The organism is Bacillus sp. 01N45 (assembly GCF_056399205.1).
The window spans coordinates 1-24,575 of record NZ_JBFTQW010000011.1; the positions used below are offsets into that span (position 1 = coordinate 1).

At 37.1% G+C, this 24,575-nt stretch carries 27 protein-coding genes; 13 read left to right on the forward strand and 14 right to left on the reverse strand.

From position 1 onward, the window contains the following. Window positions 1-438 precede the first annotated feature (438 nt). Together AC1DMU_RS22055 and AC1DMU_RS22060 are read left to right on the forward strand one after the other, a co-directional pair. Window positions 439-1,119 carry an MgtC/SapB family protein gene (locus AC1DMU_RS22055; RefSeq protein ID WP_088064695.1) on the forward strand — a complete coding sequence of 227 codons (681 nt, stop codon included), beginning with the start codon at window positions 439-441 and terminating at the stop codon, window positions 1,117-1,119. Window positions 1,120-1,213: 94 nt separating this feature from the next. Continuing rightward, on the forward strand, window positions 1,214-2,209 hold the full coding sequence (locus AC1DMU_RS22060) for a potassium channel family protein (RefSeq protein WP_087986054.1): 996 nt from the start codon (window positions 1,214-1,216) through the stop codon (window positions 2,207-2,209). On the opposite strand, the gene AC1DMU_RS22065 is transcribed toward AC1DMU_RS22060, so the two are convergent. Continuing rightward, on the reverse strand, window positions 2,196-2,609 hold the full coding sequence (locus AC1DMU_RS22065; protein WP_137014476.1) for a YugN-like family protein: 414 nt from the start codon (window positions 2,607-2,609) through the stop codon (window positions 2,196-2,198). The genes AC1DMU_RS22060 and AC1DMU_RS22065 overlap by 14 nt on opposite strands. 107 nt (window positions 2,610-2,716) lie before the next feature. Beyond that, the gene (locus tag AC1DMU_RS22070) at window positions 2,717-4,069 is read right to left on the reverse strand and encodes a glucose-6-phosphate isomerase (protein WP_048542213.1); all 1,353 of its coding nucleotides are present in this window, start codon (window positions 4,067-4,069) and stop codon (window positions 2,717-2,719) included. A 274-nt stretch (window positions 4,070-4,343) separates the two neighbouring features. On the opposite strand from AC1DMU_RS22070, the gene AC1DMU_RS22075 reads away from it, so the two are divergent. Then, window positions 4,344-4,577, forward strand: a complete 234-nt coding sequence (locus AC1DMU_RS22075; RefSeq protein ID WP_048542215.1) for a DUF378 domain-containing protein — start codon at window positions 4,344-4,346, stop codon at window positions 4,575-4,577. A gap of 112 nt (window positions 4,578-4,689) precedes the next feature. Here the strand turns inward: AC1DMU_RS22075 and yugI are convergent, their stop codons facing one another. The 3 genes from yugI to AC1DMU_RS22090 form a co-directional block, all read right to left on the reverse strand. Beyond that, the gene (gene yugI / locus AC1DMU_RS22080; protein ID WP_000003769.1) at window positions 4,690-5,034 is read right to left on the reverse strand and encodes a S1 domain-containing post-transcriptional regulator GSP13; all 345 of its coding nucleotides are present in this window, start codon (window positions 5,032-5,034) and stop codon (window positions 4,690-4,692) included. Window positions 5,035-5,285: 251 nt separating this feature from the next. After that, complete coding sequence (locus AC1DMU_RS22085; RefSeq protein ID WP_088064696.1) at window positions 5,286-6,476, reverse strand: aminotransferase; 1,191 nt, start codon at window positions 6,474-6,476, stop codon at window positions 5,286-5,288. Next, complete coding sequence (locus AC1DMU_RS22090) at window positions 6,473-6,970, reverse strand: Lrp/AsnC family transcriptional regulator (protein WP_000255701.1); 498 nt, start codon at window positions 6,968-6,970, stop codon at window positions 6,473-6,475. The genes AC1DMU_RS22085 and AC1DMU_RS22090 overlap by 4 nt, the downstream gene beginning before the upstream one ends. Window positions 6,971-7,235: 265 nt before the next feature. Between AC1DMU_RS22090 and AC1DMU_RS22095 the strand changes: the two genes are divergently transcribed. Beyond that, complete coding sequence (locus tag AC1DMU_RS22095) at window positions 7,236-8,228, forward strand: 2-hydroxyacid dehydrogenase (protein WP_087986052.1); 993 nt, start codon at window positions 7,236-7,238, stop codon at window positions 8,226-8,228. A 109-nt stretch (window positions 8,229-8,337) separates the two neighbouring features. Beyond that, complete coding sequence (locus AC1DMU_RS22100) at window positions 8,338-9,177, forward strand: alpha/beta fold hydrolase (protein ID WP_088064697.1); 840 nt, start codon at window positions 8,338-8,340, stop codon at window positions 9,175-9,177. A 29-nt stretch (window positions 9,178-9,206) separates the two neighbouring features. Here the strand turns inward: AC1DMU_RS22100 and AC1DMU_RS22105 are convergent, their stop codons facing one another. After that, window positions 9,207-9,458, reverse strand: coding sequence for a YugE family protein (locus AC1DMU_RS22105; protein ID WP_000537643.1), 252 nt, complete (start codon window positions 9,456-9,458; stop codon window positions 9,207-9,209). A gap of 116 nt (window positions 9,459-9,574) precedes the next feature. Between AC1DMU_RS22105 and AC1DMU_RS22110 the strand changes: the two genes are divergently transcribed. Then, window positions 9,575-10,729, forward strand: coding sequence for a MalY/PatB family protein (locus AC1DMU_RS22110; RefSeq protein WP_088064698.1), 1,155 nt, complete (start codon window positions 9,575-9,577; stop codon window positions 10,727-10,729). Window positions 10,730-10,813: 84 nt separating this feature from the next. On the opposite strand, the gene sodC is transcribed toward AC1DMU_RS22110, so the two are convergent. Both sodC and AC1DMU_RS22120 read right to left on the reverse strand, forming a co-directional pair. Then, a complete protein-coding gene (gene sodC / locus AC1DMU_RS22115) occupies window positions 10,814-11,353 on the reverse strand; it encodes a superoxide dismutase [Cu-Zn] (protein ID WP_000746533.1) in 540 nt (179 codons plus the stop codon). 68 nt (window positions 11,354-11,421) lie between these two features. Continuing rightward, a complete protein-coding gene (locus AC1DMU_RS22120) occupies window positions 11,422-11,598 on the reverse strand; it encodes a hypothetical protein (RefSeq protein ID WP_000982763.1) in 177 nt (58 codons plus the stop codon). 165 nt (window positions 11,599-11,763) lie between these two features. On the opposite strand from AC1DMU_RS22120, the gene kapB reads away from it, so the two are divergent. Further along, window positions 11,764-12,147: a kinase-associated lipoprotein KapB gene (gene kapB / locus AC1DMU_RS22125; protein WP_088064699.1), complete on the forward strand. Its 384-nt coding sequence runs from the start codon at window positions 11,764-11,766 to the stop codon at window positions 12,145-12,147. A gap of 41 nt (window positions 12,148-12,188) precedes the next feature. Here kapB and kapD read toward each other — a convergent pair whose 3' ends face one another. Then, window positions 12,189-12,812 carry a 3'-5' exonuclease KapD gene (gene kapD / locus AC1DMU_RS22130; RefSeq protein WP_088064700.1) on the reverse strand — a complete coding sequence of 208 codons (624 nt, stop codon included), beginning with the start codon at window positions 12,810-12,812 and terminating at the stop codon, window positions 12,189-12,191. A gap of 290 nt (window positions 12,813-13,102) precedes the next feature. Here kapD and AC1DMU_RS22135 point away from each other — a divergent pair, with 290 nt between their 5' ends. Next, the gene (locus tag AC1DMU_RS22135; RefSeq protein WP_137011545.1) at window positions 13,103-14,428 is read left to right on the forward strand and encodes an ArsB/NhaD family transporter; all 1,326 of its coding nucleotides are present in this window, start codon (window positions 13,103-13,105) and stop codon (window positions 14,426-14,428) included. 75 nt (window positions 14,429-14,503) lie between these two features. Here the strand turns inward: AC1DMU_RS22135 and AC1DMU_RS22140 are convergent, their stop codons facing one another. Beyond that, entirely contained in the window at window positions 14,504-14,971 is a 468-nt protein-coding gene (locus tag AC1DMU_RS22140; protein ID WP_000390066.1) for a hypothetical protein, read from the reverse strand. Between the two features lie 118 nt (window positions 14,972-15,089). Here AC1DMU_RS22140 and AC1DMU_RS22145 point away from each other — a divergent pair, with 118 nt between their 5' ends. Next, window positions 15,090-15,803: a DNA alkylation repair protein gene (locus tag AC1DMU_RS22145; RefSeq protein ID WP_088064701.1), complete on the forward strand. Its 714-nt coding sequence runs from the start codon at window positions 15,090-15,092 to the stop codon at window positions 15,801-15,803. A 347-nt stretch (window positions 15,804-16,150) separates the two neighbouring features. Next, window positions 16,151-17,527 carry a glycine--tRNA ligase gene (locus tag AC1DMU_RS22150; protein ID WP_000287155.1) on the forward strand — a complete coding sequence of 459 codons (1,377 nt, stop codon included), beginning with the start codon at window positions 16,151-16,153 and terminating at the stop codon, window positions 17,525-17,527. 36 nt (window positions 17,528-17,563) lie between these two features. Here AC1DMU_RS22150 and AC1DMU_RS22155 read toward each other — a convergent pair whose 3' ends face one another. Then, window positions 17,564-17,947 (reverse strand): hotdog fold thioesterase, encoded by a 384-nt coding sequence (locus tag AC1DMU_RS22155; protein WP_000520763.1) that lies wholly within the window; start codon window positions 17,945-17,947, stop codon window positions 17,564-17,566. A 95-nt stretch (window positions 17,948-18,042) separates the two neighbouring features. On the opposite strand from AC1DMU_RS22155, the gene AC1DMU_RS22160 reads away from it, so the two are divergent. Further along, window positions 18,043-18,786 (forward strand): DUF3298 and DUF4163 domain-containing protein, encoded by a 744-nt coding sequence (locus AC1DMU_RS22160; protein WP_088064702.1) that lies wholly within the window; start codon window positions 18,043-18,045, stop codon window positions 18,784-18,786. Between the two features lie 50 nt (window positions 18,787-18,836). After that, window positions 18,837-19,430, forward strand: coding sequence for a biotin transporter BioY (locus AC1DMU_RS22165; RefSeq protein WP_001252151.1), 594 nt, complete (start codon window positions 18,837-18,839; stop codon window positions 19,428-19,430). Window positions 19,431-19,475: 45 nt separating this feature from the next. Here AC1DMU_RS22165 and galU read toward each other — a convergent pair whose 3' ends face one another. Together galU and AC1DMU_RS22175 are read right to left on the reverse strand one after the other, a co-directional pair. Beyond that, entirely contained in the window at window positions 19,476-20,363 is an 888-nt protein-coding gene (gene galU / locus AC1DMU_RS22170) for a UTP--glucose-1-phosphate uridylyltransferase GalU (protein ID WP_087986056.1), read from the reverse strand. A gap of 108 nt (window positions 20,364-20,471) precedes the next feature. Then, the gene (locus AC1DMU_RS22175; protein ID WP_476941566.1) at window positions 20,472-22,196 is read right to left on the reverse strand and encodes a phospho-sugar mutase; all 1,725 of its coding nucleotides are present in this window, start codon (window positions 22,194-22,196) and stop codon (window positions 20,472-20,474) included. A gap of 143 nt (window positions 22,197-22,339) precedes the next feature. Between AC1DMU_RS22175 and cdaS the strand changes: the two genes are divergently transcribed. Beyond that, window positions 22,340-22,945: a sporulation-specific diadenylate cyclase CdaS gene (gene cdaS, locus AC1DMU_RS22180; protein WP_070169194.1), complete on the forward strand. Its 606-nt coding sequence runs from the start codon at window positions 22,340-22,342 to the stop codon at window positions 22,943-22,945. A 130-nt stretch (window positions 22,946-23,075) separates the two neighbouring features. Here cdaS and pepA read toward each other — a convergent pair whose 3' ends face one another. Then, a complete protein-coding gene (gene pepA, locus AC1DMU_RS22185; RefSeq protein WP_088064704.1) occupies window positions 23,076-24,560 on the reverse strand; it encodes a cytosol aminopeptidase in 1,485 nt (494 codons plus the stop codon). Window positions 24,561-24,575: the final 15 nt, after the last annotated feature.

Sequence of the window (24,575 nt, forward strand, 5' to 3'; positions counted from 1 at the left end):
GTTCATCCTGAGCCAGGATCAAACTCTCCAATAAAGTTAGTTTGTCTAGCATCTAAAAATAAAAATTGACGTTTCACGTTGTTTGTTTCGTTCAGTTTTCAAAGAACTACTTGGTCGCTCATTTGCGACTTCCTTATGTTAACATCTTCGTTTTTCGATGTCAACTAAGTTTTTCAATTTCTTTTTTGTCGTTTTCTGCGTTTCCCCATCAGCGACGGTTATTAATATATCATGGTGAAAATCGAAATGCAACACCTTTTATAAACTTTTTTTTAGATCACCCTAATTTCTTTGTTAATATCATATACTTAAACGAAATATCTCTTTCATGTATAAATAATTCCTACATATATTCTATATAAAGTCACTCTATCAAAAGCGTTTCTTTCTATAATAAATGTTTTATTCATATACCATATCATACAAGGAGGAATATATATGGACTATGCCGATTTATTAATCAAACTAGGTCTCTCGGCTATTTTAGGGTTCGCTATCGGTTTAGAGCGCGAATTAAAACGAAAACCACTTGGTTTAAAAACTTGTTTAGTTATTTCTATCATTAGTTGCCTCCTGACGATTGTTTCTATTAAAGCGGCTTACAATTTACCACATACCGATCATATGAATATGGATCCACTTCGACTTGCCGCTCAAATTGTATCAGGAATCGGTTTTTTAGGTGCCGGTGTTATTTTACGAAGAGGAAACGATAGCATTGCAGGACTAACGACTGCTGCTATGATTTGGGGTGCTTCTGGTATTGGTATTGCTGTTGGGGCTGGATTCTATATCGAAGCAATTTTCGGAATGTGTTTCCTTATGATTAGCGTTGAACTTATACCATTAGCAATGAAATTTGTAGGACCGAAATCATTTCGTCAACGTGATATCGCAGTAAAACTTGTCGTGCGAAATATGGACAATATCCCAATTGTAATTGAAGAAATAAAAGAAATGGATATAAAAGTTAAGAATATGAAGCTCAAAACATTGGAGAATGGCTCTCACTATTTACATTTGAAATTATCTATCGATCAAAAAAGGCATACCGCTGATGTTTACTACGCCCTCCAGCATCTTGAAAGTGTCCAACAAACTGAATTAGAAAGTATGTAATGTAAAACAAACTCTCTTTTAAATTAGAGAGTTTTTCTTTTTTCTATAATGGTAACAATGAATGTAGTCCTGCAAAGTAAGGAGGAATAAGAGTTTGAAATCCCGTCCAAATTTAGTAGATACATTTCGTGATTCCATTATTTTTCGTTTAGTTTGCTTTATTGTTTTACTTACTGCTTTTTCTGGCTTCCTTATACATAGATTAGAGCCATCGCACTTCACCACATGGTTTGATGGAGTTTGGTGGTCAATCGTTACCATTTTCACCGTTGGCTATGGTGACTTTGCCCCGCATACACTAATAGGCAAACTTATCGGTATGGGTATTATTTTATTTGGAACCGGTTTTTGTTCTTATTATATGGTTCTGTTCGCCACTGATATGATTAATAAACAATATATGAAAATTAAAGGAGAAGAAGCCGCTACCTCTAACGGTCATATGATTATCGTGGGTTGGAATGAACGGGCAAAACATGTTGTAAAACAAATGCACATCTTACAACCGAACCTTGATATCGTTTTAATTGATGAAACACTTTCTTTACTTCCAAAACCATTTCATCATTTAGAATTTATAAAGGGTTGCCCGCATCACGATCAAACTTTATTAAAAGCTAACATTACAACGGCTCACACTATATTAATAACAGCTGATAAAGAAAAAAATGAAAGCTTAGCAGATACACAGTCCATTTTAAATATTTTAACTGCGAAAGGTCTCAATCCAAACATTCACTGCATCGCCGAACTTCTTACTTCTGAACAAATACAAAATGCAACTAGAGCTGGTGTATCAGAAATTATAGAAGGAAATAAATTAACGAGCTACGTATTTACCGCTTCTCTTTTATTCCCTTCCATTTCAGGCGTACTATTCTCACTTTACGATGAAATCTCTGATAACAAATTACAACTGATGGAGCTTTATCCTTCCTGCACTGGACAAACTTTTGCAAATTGTAGCTATACTCTTTTAAAGCAAAATATTCTCTTACTAGGTATAAAACGCGACGAACAATATATGATTAATCCAGTCCATTCCTTTGTTCTCATTGAAAGCGACATACTCATTGTTATTCACCATTAAGAAAATGTTTTTCTAGTTCCTGCATGAGCACTTTCCCAATATTGATATATTTTCTTTTCACATCTCCATCTGGATCTTTCGGCTCAGCAAATTGATCCATTCCACTCGTTCCAGCCGTTAAAGTATTTACGTGATCATCTAGTTCGTCTTGATATACGTGCGAAAGAATATACGGCGTTTCCAGACGGACTATTACACCAGGCACATCTAATTCGCCATTCACTGCTGTAAATGGCACTCGTAAAAATTGATAGCCATCTTCTTCATCGATTTTGTAATCAAAGCATCCTTTATCGTAATCCCAATTGCCACCAATGTTATACCCAAGTGGCTTCATTATCTCTTCTAACTTATATAACGCATATGTACGTCCTTCTAAATTTGATTGAATCGGAATCAAGCCCATCCCTCCTAGACTTTTTCTTTAGCATACCCACTCTAGTTTGAATATACCGATGGACTTTTCGATAAAATAATAAAAAGCGACCGGATTCCGGTCGCTTTTTATTATTTTAAACGCTCTTCTAATTCTGCTTTTAACTTTTCAAATCCTGGTTTACCAAGTAAAGCAAACATGTTTTTCTTGTATGCTTCTACTCCTGGTTGGTCGAATGGATTTACGCCTAATAAGTAGCCGCTCATCGCACATGCTTTTTCGAAGAAGTATACAAGGTAACCGAATGTGTACTCATTTAATTCAGGGATATTTACGATTAAGTTTGGTACGCCACCATCGCTATGTGCAAGTAATGTACCTTCGTATGCTTTCGTGTTTACGAAGTCTACAGTTTCACCAGCAAGGTAGTTTAATCCATCTAAATCGTTTTCTTCTGATTCAATTGTTAGTTCATGTGTAGATTTACCTACTTTCAGAACTGTTTCGAATAAGTCACGACGACCTTCTTGAACGTATTGACCTAATGAGTGTAAGTCAGTTGAGAAGTTTGCTGAAGATGGGAAAATACCTTTTTGATCTTTCCCTTCACTTTCACCAAATAACTGTTTCCACCATTCAGAGAAGTATTGAAGTGCCGGCTCATAGTTAACAAGCATTTCAATTGTTTTTCCTTTATTGTATAAAGCGTTACGAACTACTGCGTATTGGTAAGCTGGGTTTTCTTCTAGTTCTGATGCACCGAAGTCATCATGACCAGCAGCTGCACCTTTCATCATCTCTTCAATATTTAAGCCACTTACTGCGATTGGTAATAAACCAACTGGCGTTAATACAGAGAAACGTCCTCCAACATCATCTGGAATAACGAATGTTTCGTAACCTTCGTTATCAGCTAATGTTTTTAATGCACCACGTGCTTTATCTGTCGTTGCATAAATACGTTTGCGAGCTTCTGCTTTTCCATACTTTTCTTCTAATAACTTACGGAAAATACGGAATGCTAGTGCCGGCTCTGTTGTTGTACCTGATTTGGAAATAACGTTAATAGAGAAGTCTTTACCTTCTAATACGTCCATTAAATCTTTCATGTAAGTGGAGCTAATGTTTTGTCCAACAAATAGCACTTGTGGAGTTTTACGTTGTTCTTTAGATAGCGTGTTGTAGAAAGAATGGTTTAACATTTCGATTGCTGCACGTGCTCCTAGGTAAGAACCACCGATACCTACAACAAGTAAAATGTCAGAGTCATTTTTAATTTTTTCTGCGCATTTTTGAATGCGAGCAAATTCTTCTTTGTCATATTGAAGCGGAAGGTCTACCCACCCAAGGAAATCGTTCCCAGCTCCAGTTTTTTCGTGGATTGCATGATGTGTTACTTTCACTGCATCACGTAAATAAGTGATTTCATGTTCACCGATGAAGGATAACGCTTTAGAATAGTCGAACGTTACATGTGTACTCATCTTTTTCCCTCCAATAATGTATATGTATTTCTGTATTCACTTTAGCGAAACTGAAGTTGTAAATCAAGCGATTCAACCATTGTAAACGTAACCAATATATATTTTTTAGAAAAAGTTCATTTTTTGCATAAAAATTCGCATTTTTCGGTATAGATGTATATACATCCTTTTTCTTATATTTTTTATGTATAAAAACAACATAACTACACCATTCTATAAAGGAGTTAATTAACTCATCGCTTGTTCACGCTTCACAATTAAGGGGGGCTTTTTCATGAGTACTCTGCAACGTATCGCATTAGTCTTTACTGTAATTGGCGCCGTGAACTGGGGACTAATCGGGTTCTTCCAGTTTGACTTAGTGGCAGCCATTTTCGGTGGACAAAATTCAGCTCTTTCCCGTATTATTTACGGCATCGTCGGTATTTCTGGGCTTATCAATCTTGGTTTACTCTTTAAACCATCAGAAAATCTTGGCACTCACCCAGAAACGAACGAAATCCACTAGTCAGTATGTCTTTATTTCACCTCCGACATACGAATATGATTGCATGCAATCATATTTGCAAATATATATCATAAGACAAAGTAAAAGAGGAACGCTCATATGCGCTCCTCTTTTACTTTGTTAACTCGGACTCTTCAATCCATTCGGTTAGCTTTTCTCGCAGCGTATTAAATCCGTTCTCAGATGGATTCGGTATAAGGATCCGCCCTTGTTTTCTTCTCGCCGCTTTTAACGATAAACTCATTTTTCTGTGTTCTTCATCAATTGAAAGTACTTTTACTTCTACTGTATCGCCGACTTTTAAAAAGTCATGAATATCCTTTACATATCCATTTGTAATTTCAGATATATGCACAAGCCCTTGTGTTTCTGCATCTAACGCTACAAATGCTCCGTAATCTTGAATCCCAGTCACTTTCCCTGTTACAACCACTCCAGTTGTATATTGTTCTGACATATGAAACACTCCCATACGTTACCATTTTCTCTACAATTGTAGATAGTAAAGCAGATGATTTATTGTTAAATATCCGATTAGTTAGTACGTACCCTAAGTAAAGCTACTCAGGATATGCATACCTTATATTAGTAAATTATACCACTATGACAGAACTCATTCAAAATTAACGAAAAATTTCCTAGAGTACGTATAATTTTCTAATATTGGGATAGAATACTAACACATGGCTTTCTAGTATTCCCCCCCTTTTATGGACAAAACGTATTATGTTTTGTCCTTTTTTTATTTTCTATCAACCGTTCCATTCTCTTCATTGCTTCCATAAGTTGTTCAAGCGATGTTGCATACGAGCAACGAATAAATCCTTCACCACTTTCGCCAAATACACTTCCAGGTACAACAGCCACCTTTTCTTCTAATAATAACTGTTCTGCAAATTCTGCCGAAGATAGTCCAGTTGAAGAAATAGAAGGAAAGACATAAAATGCTCCGCCCGGCACATGACACGTTAAACCCATTTCATTAAACGATGTCGTCATAAAATTACGGCGTTTCTTATAACTATCTCTCATCCGAATTACTTCATCATTCCCCGCGCGTAACGCTTCGAGTGCTGCGAACTGAGACATTGTCGGTGCACACATCATGGAATATTGATGAATTTTAAGCATTAATTCCGAAAATTGAACAGGAGCTGCAATCATACCGAGGCGCCATCCTGTCATCGCAAACCCTTTTGAAAATCCCGAAATTAAAATTGTATGCTCGCGCATATTTTTAATACTCGCGAAACTTGTATATACTTCGTCGTATACAAGCTCTGCATAAATTTCATCAGATAATACGATTAAATTGTACTTCTCAACAATCACTGCTATTTCTTCAAGCTCGGATTTATTTAACATTGCACCTGTTGGGTTATTTGGTGAACAAAGCAAAATTGCCTTTGTTTTCGCTGTAATAGCTGCTTCAATTTGTTCTGGTTGTACTTTAAACTCGTTTTCTAAAGTCGTTGCCACAGGAACCGGAACTCCTCCAGCTAATGTCACAAGCGGTGCATAAGAAACGAAGCTTGGTTCAATAATGAGTACTTCATCATCAGGATTTATAATGGCGCGCATCGCTACATCTAACGCCTGACTCGCTCCAACTGTAACAATGATTTCATCGTTCGGATCATAAGATACTGCAAATTGTTTTTTTAGATACTTTGCTATTTCTTGGCGCAGTTCCAATAATCCTGCATTTGCTGTATATGACGTATATCCTTGTTCTAAAGAACGGATGCATGCTTGCCTTACATTCCAAGGTGTAACAAAGTCAGGCTCTCCTACTCCAAGAGAAATAACACCTTTCATATTTGCTGCTAAATCGAAAAACTTTCGAATACCAGATGGTTGTAAAGATTCTGCCGTTCTAGATAGTTCAAATTGCTTCATGGTGTCACCACAATGCGCTTATCATCATCGTTTTTTTCGTAAATAATTCCCTCATGTTTATACTTTTTCAAAATGAAATGCGTTGTTGTAGAAACGACAGATTCAATTGTTGCTAATTTCTCAGAAACAAACATCGCGACTTCTCCCATTGTCTTTCCTTCTAATGTAATAGAAAGATCGTATGTCCCTGACATTAAATACACAGATTTCACTTCTGAATAACGATAAATTTGTTCAGCAACCGCATCGAACCCAACGCCGCGCTTTGGCGTAACTTTCACATCGATCATCGCCGTTAAACCTGTATGTTCTTTTACCTTCGTCCAATCGATATGTGTTACATAATCAACAATAATCTTTTCCGCTTCTAATTTTTCAACCATCTTCTTTACTTCTTCTACTTCTATATTTAACAGCTTCGCTAATGTATCTACAGATAATCGACTACTTTTTTCAAGACAAGCTAATAATTCTAATTCTTTTTCTGTCACCATATAAATCATCCTTCCTTTTCGTTTGTGTCTAAATTATACAAATACCCCTTCCAGTTTGAAAAGAAGATTTTTTTAGTGAATTATGTCAAAATAAAGTGAAACTTTAATCATCGGAATGCTTCACCCCGCTGATTATTAGTTGAACCAATCGGGCTTTTACGAGCAGTTGATCTCCCACCTCACTTCTTTGCCTCAGCCGTCTTTTTAGGTGGGAGTCTTACTGCTCGTTAAAGCGGGGTAAAGTGAAACTTTAATCAGCGGGAAAATGCGTGATAAAGCGAAAGGGGATGGAACCGTGAAACCAAAAGTTTATATTGCTGAACCAGTTCCAACATTTGTAGAAAACTATTTATCAGAACACTGTGATTATGAAAAATGGGAGCAAAATGAGAAGGTACCTCGTGATGTCCTATTGGAGAAAATACAAAATAAAGATGGCTTATTAAATTTCGGATCTGCTATTAATGAAGAATTATTAAATGTAGCTCCTAACTTAAAAGTAGTGAGCAACATTTCTGTCGGTTACGATAATTTTGATTTACAAGCGATGGAAAAGCGCAATGTCATTGGAACGAATACACCATATGTATTAGATGATACAGTAGCGGACCTTGTTTTCGCTCTTATGTTATCTGCTGGTCGCCGCGTCTGCGAACTCGACTCCTACGTGAAAAATGGTGAATGGAACGCCGAAATCGGAAAAGAGCACTTCGGGCTGGATGTACACCATAGTACAATCGGTATTATCGGAATGGGACGAATTGGAGAAGCCGTTGCAAAACGGGCGAAATTCGGATTTGATATGAATGTTCTGTATTATAACCGTCGCCGTAAAGAAGAAGCTGAACAAAAATTCGATGCTACATATTGTGATTTACAGACGTTACTCAAACAATCTGATTTTATTGTTCTTCTTACTCCATTAACAGATGAAACGTATCATCTTATCGGAGAAAAGGAATTTTCATTAATGAAAGAAACAGCAATCTTCATTAATGCCTCTCGCGGAAAAACAGTAGATGAAGAAGCGTTAATACATGCGTTAACAGAAAAGAAAATCTTTGCAGCAGGCATTGACACTTTTACACAAGAGCCGATTCAAAAAGATAATCCGCTCTTATCATTACAAAATGTTGTGACTTTACCACACATCGGATCTGCAACATTAAAAACTAGGCAGCAAATGGCTATGACAGCCGCTGAAAATTTAGTTGCAGGGTTACAAGGAAAAACACCGCCTAATATTGTTCGTGGATAATGATGAATAAGCAAAAGGCAAGATGACATCGTCATCTTGCCTTTTTTTGTTAACATATTTTTTTCTGCCTTGGAGATGATATGAACAAAAATCAATGGAGTGACAAAAAATGAATCACGAATATACTTGTCCTTATTTCACTTTTTCCACTCGCGGCACTACTATTCATTACGAATTGTATGAACATGACAACAAAACGGAACGTCCTACTTTCGTACTCGTTCACGGCTTTTTATCTTCCTCATTCAGTTACCGCCGCCTCATTCCTTTATTATCGAAAGCAGGAACAGTACTAGCTCTTGATTTGCCACCGTTCGGAAAAAGTGATAAGTCTCATCTCTTTAAGTATTCTTATCATAATTTAGCAACGGTTATTATCGATTTAATTGAACATTTATCTCTCTCAAATATTGTGTTAGTTGGGCATTCTATGGGTGGACAAATTTCTCTCTATGTAAACCGTATACGCCCTGAATTAATCTCAAAGACAATTTTACTATGCAGCTCTAGCTATTTAGCACGCGCAACCTTACCTTTACTGTACTCTTCTTATTTACCGTTCTTTCATTTATACGTAAAGAACTGGATTATACGGCGCGGGATTGTTCATAACTTAATGAATGTCGTTCATGATCACTCATTAATTGACGATGAAATGAAGGAAGGTTACTCCGCTCCTTTTTATGACAACCGTATATTCCCTGCTTTAACTCGTATGATAAGAGACCGTGAAGGTGATTTATCTTCAAATGAATTACAAAAAATCGAAACACCTACACTACTCATTTGGGGTGAAAAAGATCGTGTCGTCCCTGTACATGTAGGTCATCGGCTACACAAAGATTTACCAAATTCTAAATTTATTTCTTACGAAAACACAGGACATTTACTACCTGAAGAAAAGCCTGAACTTGTTTATGAAGAAATTATCGCTTTTTCTGCACAATAATACAAAAGGCTGTCGGAAATTCCGACAGCCTACAATGAACAACTTCCGCCTTCTTTTATTACAAGTAATTCCACAGCTAACTTCTCACATTTTCCAAGCGCAGGTACTTCCTCAAAAGACATAAAGTATATATGTTGAATCTTTTTTGCGATGTATTTTGGATCGTCGAACACACTTACGACGTTCACAACATCGCTCGCTTCTGTTTCATAAAACTCCGGTCCCATTTGAAACGGATCCCAATTCTTCACAACCTCTATCATCTTTTCATATGTACCCATTCGCTTCCCGCCTTTTCACTTTTTAATGCTTTTCTTTATCCTATCACATCAGCTATTCTATAAGAAGAGAGAGAACTTTCATAACTTAACGGTTTACAGAAGAAGGGGGCAAACTTATGCAACTATTTCATAAAACAGTCAATCGACGTGGAACCCATAGTACGAAATGGGATACGTATAAAAACGAAGAACTTCTCCATGCTTGGATTGCTGATATGGATTTTGAAGTACCACAACCAATTCAGACTGCTTTAAAGAAACGTATCGAGCATCCTATTTTCGGCTATACACTTCCTCCCGAAAATATTGGAGATATTATTTGTAACTGGACAAAAAAACAGTACAACTGGGATATTCAAAAAGATTGGATTGTCTTTAGCGCGGGAATCGTTCCAGCTCTTAGTGCGAGCATACAGGCCTTCACAAAGGAAAACGAATCCGTTCTCGTACAACCACCTATTTATCCCCCATTTTTCGAAATGGTCACAACAAACAACAGACGATTATGCGTGAGTCCTTTACAGAAACAAAATGATACATATTCGATAGACTTCGATCATTTAGAAAAGCAATTTCAACAAGGCGTCAAACTCATGCTTCTTTGTAGTCCTCACAATCCAATCGGGCGTGTTTGGTCAAAAGAGGAACTTACACAACTTGGCACGTTATGTACAAAATATAATGTAATCGTTGTCGCGGATGAAATTCATTCCGATATTATTTACGGAGATCATACGCATACACCGTTCGCTTCCTTATCTGAAGAATTAGCAGCGCGCACGATTACTTGTATGGCTCCGAGTAAAACATTTAATATCGCTGGATTACAGGCATCGATTATTATCATTCCAAACGAAAAACTCCGTCAAACCTTTATATCTATCCAATATAGACAAGGTTTCCACGGATTAAATACATTTGCCTATACAGCGATGCAAAGTGCCTATACAGAATGTAATGATTGGCTACATGAAATTCGATTATATATAGAAGATAACGCTCAATTCGCTTGTAAATATATTAAAAATCACATACCCGCTCTTTCTGTAACGAAACCAGAAGGTAGCTTTTTATTATGGATCGATTGCTCCCGCCTACAGCTTTCTCAAAATGAACGCACTGCATTACTTGAGGAAAAAGGGAAAATCATCGTTGAACCTGGTGAGAAATACGGATTAGGCGGCGAAGAACATATTCGAATTAACATCGGCTGTCCAAGATCTGTTTTAGAAGAAATTTTAAATAGACTGCGCCATACGTTTTCAGAATAAGAAAGGAGGTAATTCGGGAAAACCTCCTTTATCAATATCTTTTCAAATACGTTTCACAAAAAAAGCTACCATGCACGGTAGCTTTTACTTTTTCTTCATATCCGACGCTTTTTTTACAATGACACCACAAGCAATTCGATCACCGGATTTACCTGTTGGTTGTGTCATACCATCATCAGCGTTTTCTGTAATAATAATAGACGCTCCATCTTTTCTATGAATCGTTGTTTTCCCTTCTTCAAGCGTTATGTGCGGCGCATCGATTTCTGCTTTAATCTTTCCAGAACCGTCTGCAATTACGTTCGGTAAATCACCGTTTTCTGCACCCTTCGGATTAAGAAGTCCATGCTTTTTATTATCAGGATTAAAATGATTACCAGATGATTCAAAACGTGGTGCTTTACACTCACCAATTTCGTGTACATGCAGTCCGTGCGCGCCTGGTGCGAAACCTTCCCCTTTAATCGTAATTTTCACTCCGCTTGTTTGCTGCACTACTTTCGCAGTCCCCACTTCATCGCCTGAAGCATTATGTAATTTCACGTCAATTTCTTTCGGCTTCCCTTGGTCACAACCTGCCATCAGAAATAATAAACAACAACTTAAAAAAAGCCGTTTTTTCATTCTATTCCCTCCAAAATATATTCTGCCCTTAGATTGTCCGAGCATAGAGGGAAACATACAAAAATGAGTTACTGTTTCTTTTCCGCTAAAAGTTTTTCTTCAACTTTCTGTAATCGCTCCGCTTCGCGTTTTGATACACGAATGAACATACGCCACGTAGCAACGGCACCAATGATAAATAGAACGCAAACAATCCCTGGAATAATATATTCTGTTTTATCTTCCGGAAAATATAAAGGCATCATACGGAACACTCCTTATTATAGGATTCAAAAAACATCAGAATTTTCTGTTATATAATATAAAATTATAGTGGAACCTATCCATATTCTCAAGGGGGCATTCCGAAAGCGAATGATTTCTTTGACTCCTTCGCACACTTTCCTTACTATAAACTTGAGGTGAAAAATATGAGAGAAACATTTGAAATTGGTGAAATCGTTACTGGTATTTATAAAACTGGCAAATACATCGGCGAAGTTACAAATAGCCGTCCTGGCAGTTACGTCGTAAAAGTGTTAGCTGTTTTAAAACATCCGGTGCAAGGTGACTTACATAATGTAAAACAAGCTGACGTACCATTTTTCCATGAAAGACGTGCTTTAGCTTTCCGTGAACAGACGAACATTCCAGAGCAAATGGTGAAGAAATATGAAGGAGAAATTCCAGAGTATACAGAGTCACTCAAATTAGCATTGGAAACTCAAATGGATTCATTTTCTGAAGATGATTCACCTTTTGCGGTTCGTAGTCTAGAAACATTAGAGCAGTTAAAAAAAGACTACAAACTTTAAAAAAACAAAACGACCAAATTACATACTATGCAATTTGGTCGTTACTGTGTACTCACTTTCTTTAACACTTTTGAAAAATCAACGAGTTCTCCCAATGTTGGAGGTGCTGGTTTCACTAAATACTCTTTATCTTTTTCTACTAATTTAAAAATATTATACGTCGTCATCGCATCATCTAGCGCACAATGATGCTTACCCGTCCCTGCTTTTCCATATGCCTCAATTGCTTTCCACAATCCTGTTTGATTTCTCTCCCCAAAAAACTTCTTATACTCAAGTGATAAATCACGACACTGTCCTAAGAACGGAAAGTCTACTCTTGCCATTTCACAATTATGCTTCAACACTTTCATATCCATATTTCCCCACGTAACAATGGTTGGTTTACATCTCCTTTCATATTCTGCAAGTTTTTCAACGAGTTCTGGAAACGCAATTCCTTTATCTACGACTTCTTGTTTAATTCCTAAAAATTTCTTACATCGATCCGTTAAAGAAGGAAAAGTTTTCGGCCTAACATGAGCTGAATACGTGTCTTCTACCTTACAGCCAACAACCGAAACGAGTCCTACTTCAATGATTTCCGGGAAAAATCCTTTTGGTTTTTTTCTGTGCTGGGGCATCGTAAACTCAAAATCCAAAAATAAAAATCGTTGTTCATCCATACGATCCCTTCCTTATCATCTTTGTCATTCCTTTCTATTTGACACTCCTACACGAACAAGCTCGAATGCTAATTCCATTTTAAATATTCAGATTGGATGTATCTTATATATATGTCAAATGCCCACAAATATTTTTAAAAATAAGAAAAAATGACCGATGCAGAAAATATGACAAAATAAGCCCTTTCATTTACATCCCCCTTTTTTCTACTTTATAATGACGTTATGTGTGTTTCATCTAGTTAATTTTTTGACACACTAAGAAAAGTGAATGAAAGGAGATGAGAGTTTTGCACGAAACAACGCAAGAGCTCGCAAACTGGCAGTATTATTTTGCTATCGCAGTCTTTTTAATTACATATGCCATTATTATTTCAGAAAAAATTAATCGCGCTGTCATCGCACTTCTTGGTGCAGCACTCATGGTAATTATGGGGGTCGTTGATTTACACAACGCCTTTACGAAACATATTGAATGGGGGACGATTACGCTACTCATCGGTATGATGATTCTGGTGAACATTACAAGTAAATCGGGTGTCTTCCAATACGTTGCCATTAAAGCAGCAAAAGGGGCGCAAGGAAATCCAATTAAAATTTTAATTTCACTTTCCTTACTTACTGCGCTTGGTTCCGCATTTTTAGATAACGTTACAACTGTACTTCTTGTTGTTCCAGTTACTTTATCTATTACGCGCATACTGAAAGTAAATCCTGTTCCTTATTTACTTTCTGAAATTATTTTTTCAAACATTGGAGGAACAGCAACATTAATTGGTGATCCACCTAACATTATGATTGGTTCTGCAAATAAGCATTTAGATTTCAATGCGTTCTTATTCAACTTAGCACCTATCGTAATCATTATTATTGCTGTTACAGCGACAATACTTTACTTCATGTATCGTAAACAATTAATTGCTGATCCTGTACAAATTAAAAAATTAATGAGTTTAGATGAAAAACAATACATTAAAGATCCAGTATTAATGAAAAAATCTTTAACCGTACTTGGACTTACAATCGTAGGTTTCATGACTCATTCGATCTTCCATGTTGATGCAGCTATCATCGCTTTAACTGGTGCTACTGTACTTATGCTAATCGGTGTGAAAGAACATGAAATTGAAGAGGTATTCGCAAGTGTAGAGTGGGTAACAATCTTCTTCTTCGCAGGACTATTCGTACTTGTTGGAGGACTTATTGATATCGGCCTTATCAAAATGTTAGCTCAAAAAGTAATTGGAATAACAGGTGGAGATGTTTCTTACGCATCTATCCTTATTTTATGGGTATCTGGTATCGCCTCTGCAACAATTGATAACATTCCATTCGTTGCAACAATGATCCCACTTATTAACGATATGGCAGTTGGGCTAGGTTTATCACCTTCTGACGCACAAATCGACGTATTATGGTGGGCATTAGCATTAGGTGCTTGTCTAGGTGGAAACGGAACATTAATCGGAGCTTCTGCTAACGTAATTGTTGCAGGTATCGCAAGTCGTGAGGGCCATAAATTTAGCTACATGGAATTCCTTAAAGTCGGCTTCCCAATTATGATCGTTTCATTAATCATTTCTCATATTTATATTTATTTACGCTACCTTATGTAGTAGAAAAAGGGTTGTCACATGTGACAGCCCTTTTTCTTGTTCAATACAATTATATGAATGATTTTTCAAATATCCCTACTCGTTATACCTTACCGGCTCATTCCGAATAATGAATAAGTGAATCGGTAAGAAAACCGAAAATGTGATTGTATGAATAATCGTAAACAATATAGAATTCGTTCCGTATCTATCTAAAATTGCGTAGATAAGATAAATAGACAGCACAATCGATACAGCTGTTGCTAATAAATATAGAATTGGTACGAAGTTAAAAATGAAACACGCGACATATATGCCGAATACTTTCCATCCTGCTTCTTCTTTTAAGAAATCCGGTAATTTGTCTTTTGCTAAATCACCCCATATCTTACTATTTAAAAAAGGAATAAACGCAAGAGCACCATCCGTTGCACCATCATTTTTCGCCATCGTATACAGTGCAAAAGCCGTTAATAAATACGCAATAATTGCCCAAATCAATACAACAAGAATAAACGCAAAACTAAGAGCAAAGAAACCTGCTAGTACGCCTTGATCTTCCATCTTATCCTCTCCTCTCTACTCTCAACATATTTCATTACTTTACAAGTTATGTTTTAAAATTTATCCAAACTTTCTGTATAATAATAGGAGCGAGATAATAAGAGAGGAGAACGCACTTATGCATCCATTTGTACAAGCATTACAAGAGCATTTCACAGCCCATAAAAATCCTGAAAAAGCAGAACCGATGGCATGTTATATGAAAAACCACTTCCCATTTCTCGGTATTCAAACACCTGAAAGAAGACAGTTATTAAAAGACGTTATCCAAATACACACTCTTCCAGATCAAAAAGACTTTCAAATTATCGTACGTGAGCTTTGGGATTTACCAGAACGTGAATTTCAAGCGGCCGCACTCGATATTATGCAAAAATATAAAAAGCATATAAACGAAACGCATATCCCGTTTTTAGAAGAACTTATTGTAACAAAATCTTGGTGGGATTCTGTTGATAGCATCGTCCCTACATTTTTAGGAAATATCTTTTTAAAACATCCGGAATTAATTTCTGCCTATATTCCAAAATGGATTGCATCAGACAACATATGGTTACAACGCGCCGCTATTTTATTCCAGCTAAAATATAAACAAAAGATGGACGAAGAACTTCTTTTCTGGATTATTGGACAACTACATTCTTCAAAAGAATTTTTCATTCAAAAAGCGATTGGCTGGGTCCTTCGCGAGTATGCAAAAACGAAGCCCGATGTCGTTTGGGAATACGTGCAAAATAACGAGCTTGCTCCCCTTAGTAAACGTGAAGCAATTAAGCACATTAAACAAAATTACGGAATAAATAACGAAAAAATAGGCGAGACTCTATCATAGATAGACGCGTTCCTCTATTGAGATTTAAAAAAGAACGTGTTAGAATATGTTCATTATTATTAATATAAGTAGCGATGACGGACTTATAAGTACTTGCACAAAAAGCGATTCAGGGATAGTGAAAGCCTGATGCCGCAAGGAAACGGCAGTCCCGAGCAATACGTGATAAAGTGGATGCACCTGTTGTGTATCAACTAGGGTGGAACCGCGGGCAAACGCTCGTCCCTAGGCAATTAAGCCTTGGGATGAGCGTTTTTTTTATGTTTTTCAAAGCATATACCGCTCGTTTCACAAGTACCAGAGCACGTCATCGCCAATACGTTAACTTTCAAAAGGAGGATTTTATTATGTATTCAATGGAACAAGTTGTAAACTTAGCGAAACATCGCGGTTTTGTTTTCCCTGGTTCTGAAATTTACGGTGGTCTTGCAAACACTTGGGATTACGGTCCACTTGGAATCGAATTAAAAAATAACGTTAAAAAAGCTTGGTGGAAAAAATTCATTCAAGAATCTCCATACAACGTTGGTTTAGACGCAGCTATTTTAATGAACCCAAAAACTTGGATCGCTTCTGGTCACGTTGGTAACTTCAACGATCCAATGATCGACTGTAAAAAATGTAAAGCGCGTCACCGTGCTGACAAATTAATTGAAGATGCATTAGATGCAAAAGGCATCGAAATGGTTGTTGATGGTCTTACTTTCGACCAAATGGCTGACTTAATGAAAGAACATGAAGTAAAATGTCCTGATTGCGGTAGTGAAGAGTTCACTGAAATCCGTCAGTTCAACTTAATGTTCAAAACATTCCAAGGTGTTACAGAGTCTAGCACGAACGAAATCTTCCTTCGTCCTGAAACAGCACAAGGTATTTTCGTAAACTTTAAAAACGTACAACGCTCTATGCGTAAAAAACTTCCATTTGGTATTGGCCAAATCGGTAAGAGCTTCCGTAACGAAATCACGCCTGGTAACTTCACATTCCGTACACGTGAATTCGAACAAATGGAACTTGAATTCTTCTGTAAGCCTGGTGAAGATTTAGAGTGGTTTGCATTCTGGCGTGAAACTTGTAAGAACTGGTTACTTTCACTTGGTATGACTGAAGAAAGCATGCGTCTTCGTGACCACGGTGAAGAGGAATTATCTCATTACAGTAACGCAACAACTGATATTGAATTCAGATTCCCATTCGGTTGGGGCGAACTTTGGGGCGTAGCATCTCGTACAGACTTCGATTTAAAACGTCACATGGAACACTCTAACGAAGACTTTAACTATATCGATCCACAAACGAATGAGCGTTACGTACCGTACTGCATCGAGCCATCTTTAGGTGCTGACCGTGTAACATTAGCATTCTTATGTGATGCATATGAAGAAGAGCAATTGGAAAACGATTCTCGTACAGTTCTTCGTTTCCACCCTGCTTTAGCACCATACAAAGCAGCTATCTTACCATTATCTAAAAAGCTATCTGAAGGTGCTACTGAAGTATTCGCAGAACTAGCTAAAGACTTCATGGTAGACTTTGACGAAACTGGTTCTATCGGTAAACGTTACCGTCGTCAAGACGAAATCGGTACACCATTCTGTATCACTTACGACTTCGACTCAGTTGAAGACAAAGCTGTTACAGTACGTGACCGTGACACAATGGAACAAGTTCGTATGCCAATTAGCGAGCTAAAAGGCTTCTTAGAGAAGAAAATCCAGTTCTAATTATAAAAAAGAGGCGCTCTATTGAGCCGCCTCTTTTTACTTTTCACGTTTTTCTTTAATTGCTACTGTACATCTTGATATACATAGTAAATCATCATTCTCATCAATAATACGTACATCCCAAACCATCGTTGAATGTCCTCTATGTATCGGTGTTCCGATCGCTGTTACAATCCCATCTTTCTTTGAGCGAATGTGATTTGCATTAATTTCTAGACCGAAACAAATACATTTCTCTTGATCAATTAAATTGTATGAACCAACACTTGCTACTGTTTCCGCTAATGCAAGAGATGCACCGCCGTGTAAAAAACCAAACGGCTGATGCGTACGCTCATCAACAGGCATCGTAGCAACCACCTTATCTTCTGTCATCTCTAACAACTCAATTCCAAGTGAATCCATTAAAGTTTTTCCCATATCGTTTCCTCCTTCTCTTACTTTAATTGAATGTATAATTTTACCTATTTATTTTCAAACTACTTATAACACTTATATAAGGAGGTTTCACCTAAATGAAACAGAAATTTTGTATATTACTGCTTATGTTCTCCTTGCTGACTATTGTACCAAATTGTGCACTAGCAGCCAAAGCATCCAACCTGACAATCGATGTTCAGACTGTAACACAAAAAGGTAAGAAACCTTATATAGAATATCAAATTAACAGACCTTCGTTTCACAATTTTCCCGATTCTAAATTTCAAAATAAGCTCAATTTCTATTACAAAAAATCTACTGACAAATTTAAAACAAAATTAGAAAAAGACGCAAAAAAATATTATAAAGAAACAGAAGGATCTAGTACACCTTTTCATCCGTACGTGGCGAATGTTGATTATAAAGTCTCCCTAAATAAACCACCGTTGCTCAGCCTATATGTGAATTACTATCAATATACAGGCGGAGCACACGGTCTTTATAAGTGGAAGGCAAACACATTTGATTTAAAAGAAAAAAAGTTACTACACTTAGACGATCTATTTCAACCAGAAGATAAATATAAAGAAATAATCCGTGCTGAGATTGTAAGACAAATTAAACAAAATGAAAGTATTTATTTTCCCGATGCAACTGAAAAGGTCATGAGCACGAAAAAGTTCCACTTCTTTTTAGAACCGGACAATCTCGTCATTTATTTCCCTTTATATGAGATTGCTCCTTATTCAAGCGGAATCCCTCAATTTCGTATTCCGTATACGTTGCTAAGAGAGTATTTGAAGCCTTCTTATCAAAATATTTTGATTGACAACAAGTAAATATTTTCGCTACGATAATGTTAACCTAAAAACAACAGGAGGTTAACATTATGAGGAGATTTCATGTTTTAGATTTAGCATTAGCTGCCATGTTCGTCGCTCTTATGGCCATTGGTGCAAATATTGTATCTTGGGCACCATTCCTGCAAGTAGCGGGTATCCCATTATCTATGCAACCATTTTTCGCAATTTTAGCAGGGCTTCTTCTTGGAAGTAGACTTGGCGCATTATCAATGACTGTGTATATGCTCGTTGGCTTAGCTGGTGCACCAATCTTCGCTAACTTCAAAGCTGGATTCGGAGCGCTTTTAGATCCTACTGGTGGTTTTATTATTGCATTTATTATCGTTGCTTACGTATCCGGAAAACTAGTAGAACAAAAAGAACGACCAACATTCAGTACATTTGCAATTGCCTCTTTCACAGGAATCATTTTAACGTATATTATCGGTACTACTTATATGTACGGGGCAGTCAATTTCTTCATGGGTGGTAATATGAGTTATAAAGCGGCTTGGATGATTATGATGTGGTTCGCAGTAAAAGATATTGCATTTACCATTATCGGTGCTATTATCGCACCTCGCATATACTATGCTGTACGTCGTTCCGCTTATCAGCATTCTCATTCGACGATTTCATAATAAAAAAGAGTTATTTCAGTACACTGAAATAACTCTTTTTTTATATTAAGACTGTTGCTTCGTGTGTTCTTCTAAAATTTTCTGCATCATTGGAACCATGTCATCACGTAATTCTGGGTGTCGCAGAGCCATTTCGATTGTCGTTTGAACGAATCCTAACTTTTCACCTACGTCGTAGCGCTTTCCTTCGAAATCGTAAGCAAATACACGTTGAATTTCGTTTAAGTTTTGGATTGCATCTGTTAACTGAATTTCACCACCAGCACCAACATGTTGCTGTTCTAAGAACATGAAGATTTCAGGTGTTAAAACGTAACGTCCCATAATTGCTAAGTTTGAAGGTGCTGTACCTGCTGCTGGTTTCTCAACGAAATTGCGAACTTGGTAACGACGTCCTTCCTGCTCTAATGGGTCGATAATTCCATAACGGTGTGTTTCATCTTCTGGAACCGTTTGTACACCAATAACAGAAGAAAGCGTTTTATCATATTCTTCAATTAATTGACGTAAACATGGTTTTTCAGCTTGAACGATATCATCACCTAATAAAACAGCGAATGGCTCATCACCAATGAATTTACGTGCACACCAAACAGCGTGTCCTAATCCTTTTGGTTCTTTTTGACGGATATAGTGAATATCTACCATTTTTGAAGAAGCCTGTACTTTTTCAAGTAACTCATACTTTTTCTTTTCTAATAAGTTTTGCTCTAACTCAAATGCATTATCAAAATGATCTTCAATAGAGCGCTTCGTTTTACCAGTAACGATAATAATATCTTCGATTCCTGATTTTATTGCTTCTTCTACAATGTATTGGATAGTTGGTTTATCTACTATCGGTAACATTTCTTTTGGCATTGCTTTTGTAGCTGGTAAAAAACGTGTTCCTAATCCAGCTGCTGGGATTATGGCTTTTCTTACTTTTTTCATCACAAAATACCCTCTCTTCTGTCAGAATCAATAACGATTATTTCCTTACATAAAACAAAAGGGAGGTTTCACTCCCTTTCGTTCCTTACTACTTAAAATTACTTTATATTATAAACGATTCATAATATCTTCTTTAATAGTAAGTAACTTTTGTTCACTATTTTGTAAAGAATTATCTTGAACACCGAAGTAGAACTTAATCTTCGGTTCAGTTCCAGATGGGCGTAGGCAGAACCAAGAACCATCTTCTAATTGATATTTTAACACATTTGATTTCGGTAAGTGAATCTCTTCTTTATGTCCATCTTGTAAAGATGTAACGATGCTCGCTTTATAGTCTTCAACAGCTACAACTGTTAAGCCCGCTAATTCTTTCGGAGGATTTTCACGGAATGTTGCCATCATTTCTTGAATTTGTTCCGCTCCATCTTTTCCTTTTAACGTTAACGATACAAGATCTTCACGGAAGAAACCGTACTTCTCAAATACTTCTAATAAACCATCGTATAACGTTTTACCTTGTGATTTGTAGTATGCAGCTACTTCACATGCAAATAGAACAGATTGTACTGCATCTTTATCACGACAGAATGGACGGATTAAATAACCATAGCTTTCCTCATAACCGAATTGGAATTCGTATTGTCCGCTTTCTTCATACTGTTTAATTTTCTCACCGATAAATTTAAATCCAGTTAACGTATCAACTGTATCTAAACCGTATGCTTTCGCGATTGTACGGCCAATTTCAGACGTTACGATTGTTTTTAATACAACACCGTTCTCTGGAAGCGTTCCGTTTTCTTTCTTTTGAGATAATAAGTAATCAAGCATTAATGCACCTGTTTGGTTACCCGTTAATACTTGGAACTCACCATCGTGATTACGAACTGCAACGCCTAGACGGTCTGCGTCAGGATCCGTTGCGATTAACACATCTGCTCCTACCTTCTCACCGTCACGAATTGCATACTCAAACGCTGCATGCTCTTCTGGGTTCGGTGATTTTACTGTAGAGAAGTTCGGATCTGGTAACTCTTGCTCTTTTACAACTGTTACATCTGTAAATCCAACTTCTTCTAAACCACGGCGCACAGAAATATTTGATGTTCCATGTAATGGTGTAAAGACGATTTTTAAGTCTTTTCCAACATTTTGTACCATTTCTTTATTAATGATGACATTGTTCAATTCTGTTGCATATGCATCATCTACTTCTTGTCCAACAATATGTAATAAACCGTCAGCTTTTAATTGCTCCACATTAGCAACCTCAACTGTTAACTCATCCTCTACTGCATTTACATAGCTAATTAACTCATCAGCTTCTTTTGGAGGCAACTGCCCACCATCTTCACCATATACTTTATAACCGTTATATTCCGGCGGATTATGGCTTGCCGTAAGAACGATTCCACTTACTGTATGTAAATGACGAACTGCGAAAGAAAGCACTGGCGTTGGACGTAAGCTTTCAAACACATATGTTGTGATACCGTGTGCACCAAGTGTAGCAGCTACTTCCATTGCAAATTCAGGTGATTTATGACGAGAATCGTACGCTACAACAACACCGCGTTTTTTCGCTTCTTCACCTAATTTTTCAATAAACTTCGCTAATCCTTGTGTTGCTTTACGAACTGTATATACGTTCAAACGGTTCGTACCAGCACCAAGTTCACCACGCATACCACCTGTGCCGAATTCTAGATTTTTATAAAAGCTGTCCTCAATTTTCTTCTCATCTTGCTTCATGTTTTCTAACTGTTCTTTTAGTTCTGCGTCTAACTCTGCATAGGAAAGCCAGCGACTAAATTCTTGTTTCCAGCTCATATTTCTATCTCCTCTCGCTTGTCATACCTTTATTATATGAAAAAAACAACCTGTATCTCAATATTTTTTACAATCTAACAGGATTTTACTAGGAATATTTGTATACACTATGGTTAAATACTCCACTAAAGGGAATGAGGATTATGCAAGAATGGGGCTTGTCAGAAGAGCTCAAAATACAAACAAAGCAAATGATTGAAATTGCTGAGAAAGAATTATCAATTATGAGACAAGCAATTGATAAAGAAGATGAATGTATTTTGTGCAAAATGGAAGATATTCATCATATGTTAGCAAACGTACAAACATTGGCAGCTACATACTATATTCAAGCGTATTTATCACCTTATACTGAAAGCTCACATTCTATTACAGCAACTGTCCAACATTTAAGCGCCCGAAAACACGGGGCTCTTATTGTTGTGGAAAGAAACGAACCACTTGACTCTCTCATTCAAACTGGAACAACATTACATGCTCATTTAACCTCACCGTTACTTGAATCCATTTTCTATCCAGGTAACCCTCTTCATGACGGAGCCGTTCTCGTTAAAAATGATCATATTGTTTCAGCTGCCAATATTCTTCCGTTAACGAAAAGCACAGAAGTTGATCCTGAACTAGGAACACGTCACAGAGCTGCGATTGGCTTATCAGAAAAAAGCGACGCACTTATTTTAGTTGTCTCTGAAGAAACAGGTCGCACTTCATTCGCTTTAAATGGAACGTTATATACGATTTCTTTATAGGATCCATCTTTTCCTATAGAACAGTACAATAGGAAATGAAATTATATCGACTTAACGACAAAAAATGACAATAATCATACCAATAAAAAAGGCTGTTCCAAAATATCGGAACAGCCTTCTCTTATGGATCTTACTCTTCTCCGAAACGTTCAACAAGTGTTGCAAGTGTACGTACCATTGCACCTGTTGCTCCAGCTGGCCCTAAATCATGCGCTCCTGACGTTTCAGATGTTCCAGCGATGTCTAAGTGTACCCAAGGTGTATCTTCAGCAAATTCACCTAAGAATGTACCTGCCATAACCGCATGTCCTTCGCGGCCTGGTGAGTTATTTAAATCGGCAAACTTACTGTTTCGAACGCGTTCTTTATCACGATCAAAAATCGGTAATTGCCAAATTGATTCATCTGTTTCCATAGACGCCTCTAGCACTTGCTCAAACAACTCTTCATTGTTTGTCATTGCGCCTGTCGTCTGATTTCCAAGTGCAACAATTACACCACCTGTTAATGTCGCAACATCAATAAGATAGTTTGCACCTAGTTTTTTCGCATACGTAATACCGTCAGCTAACGCTAGGCGACCTTCTGCATCTGTATTTAATACTTCAATTGTTTTTCCGCTCATAGATGTGATTACATCGTCTGGCTTAAATGCTGTACCACTTACAACGTTATCAGTTGATGGAATAACAGCGATCACATTTTGCTCTGGGCGAAGTTCACCGATAATTTCCATCGCACCTAATACAGACGCAGCACCGCCCATATCACCTTTCATACCGACCATGCCTTCACGTGGTTTTAAAGAATAACCACCTGTATCGTATGTAATCCCTTTTCCAACGAATCCAATGACATCTGTCCACTCTTCTTTTCCTTTATAAATAAGAGCAATCATTTTTGGTGGCTCTGTACTACCTTGGTTTACTGCAAGTAACGCACCCATACCAAGATCTTCCATCTCTTCTTTCTCAAGAACTTTATAATCCATATCATACTTTTCCGCTAACTCAACAGCATACTCAGCAAGCTTTGTTGCTGTTAATACGTTTGGCGGCATATTTACAAGTGTACGAGCTGAATTTGTTGCACGTCCATGTACGTAGCCAACTGTTAATGCAGCTTCAATTTCTTGTGCATCTTCTGCTGTAATAGCCGTGAACTTCTCTAGTTCCACACGATCCTTTTTATCTGATTTATACGTTTGTAACTCATATGTACCAAGACCTTGTACTTCTGCTGCAATATGAGCTACATCAATTGCATCTAATTTCTCTGTTACGAAAGAATCAAGTAAGATTGCTGCATCTTGTACTTTTGCTGCTTGTAACGTTTTAAATGCCTTACCAAGAGCAGCACGCAACGTTTCTGTCGTGTAAGACTCTTTCTTACCTAAACCAACGAAATAATAACGTTTCACATTTGTTTTTCCTAAACTATGTACTTTTGAAATAGCTTTCTTCTTCGTAGAAAGTTCTTTCTCTTCTAATAAAACTTGTAGTTGTCCTTCAAACGCTTTGTCCAGTTCTTGTACAAAACTACTCGTTTTCTCTTCTTCAAATAAGGCAACGATTACCGCTTCATGGCTTGCTAATTCTTTTTGTACTTGAAACATGTTCAGACCCCCTAA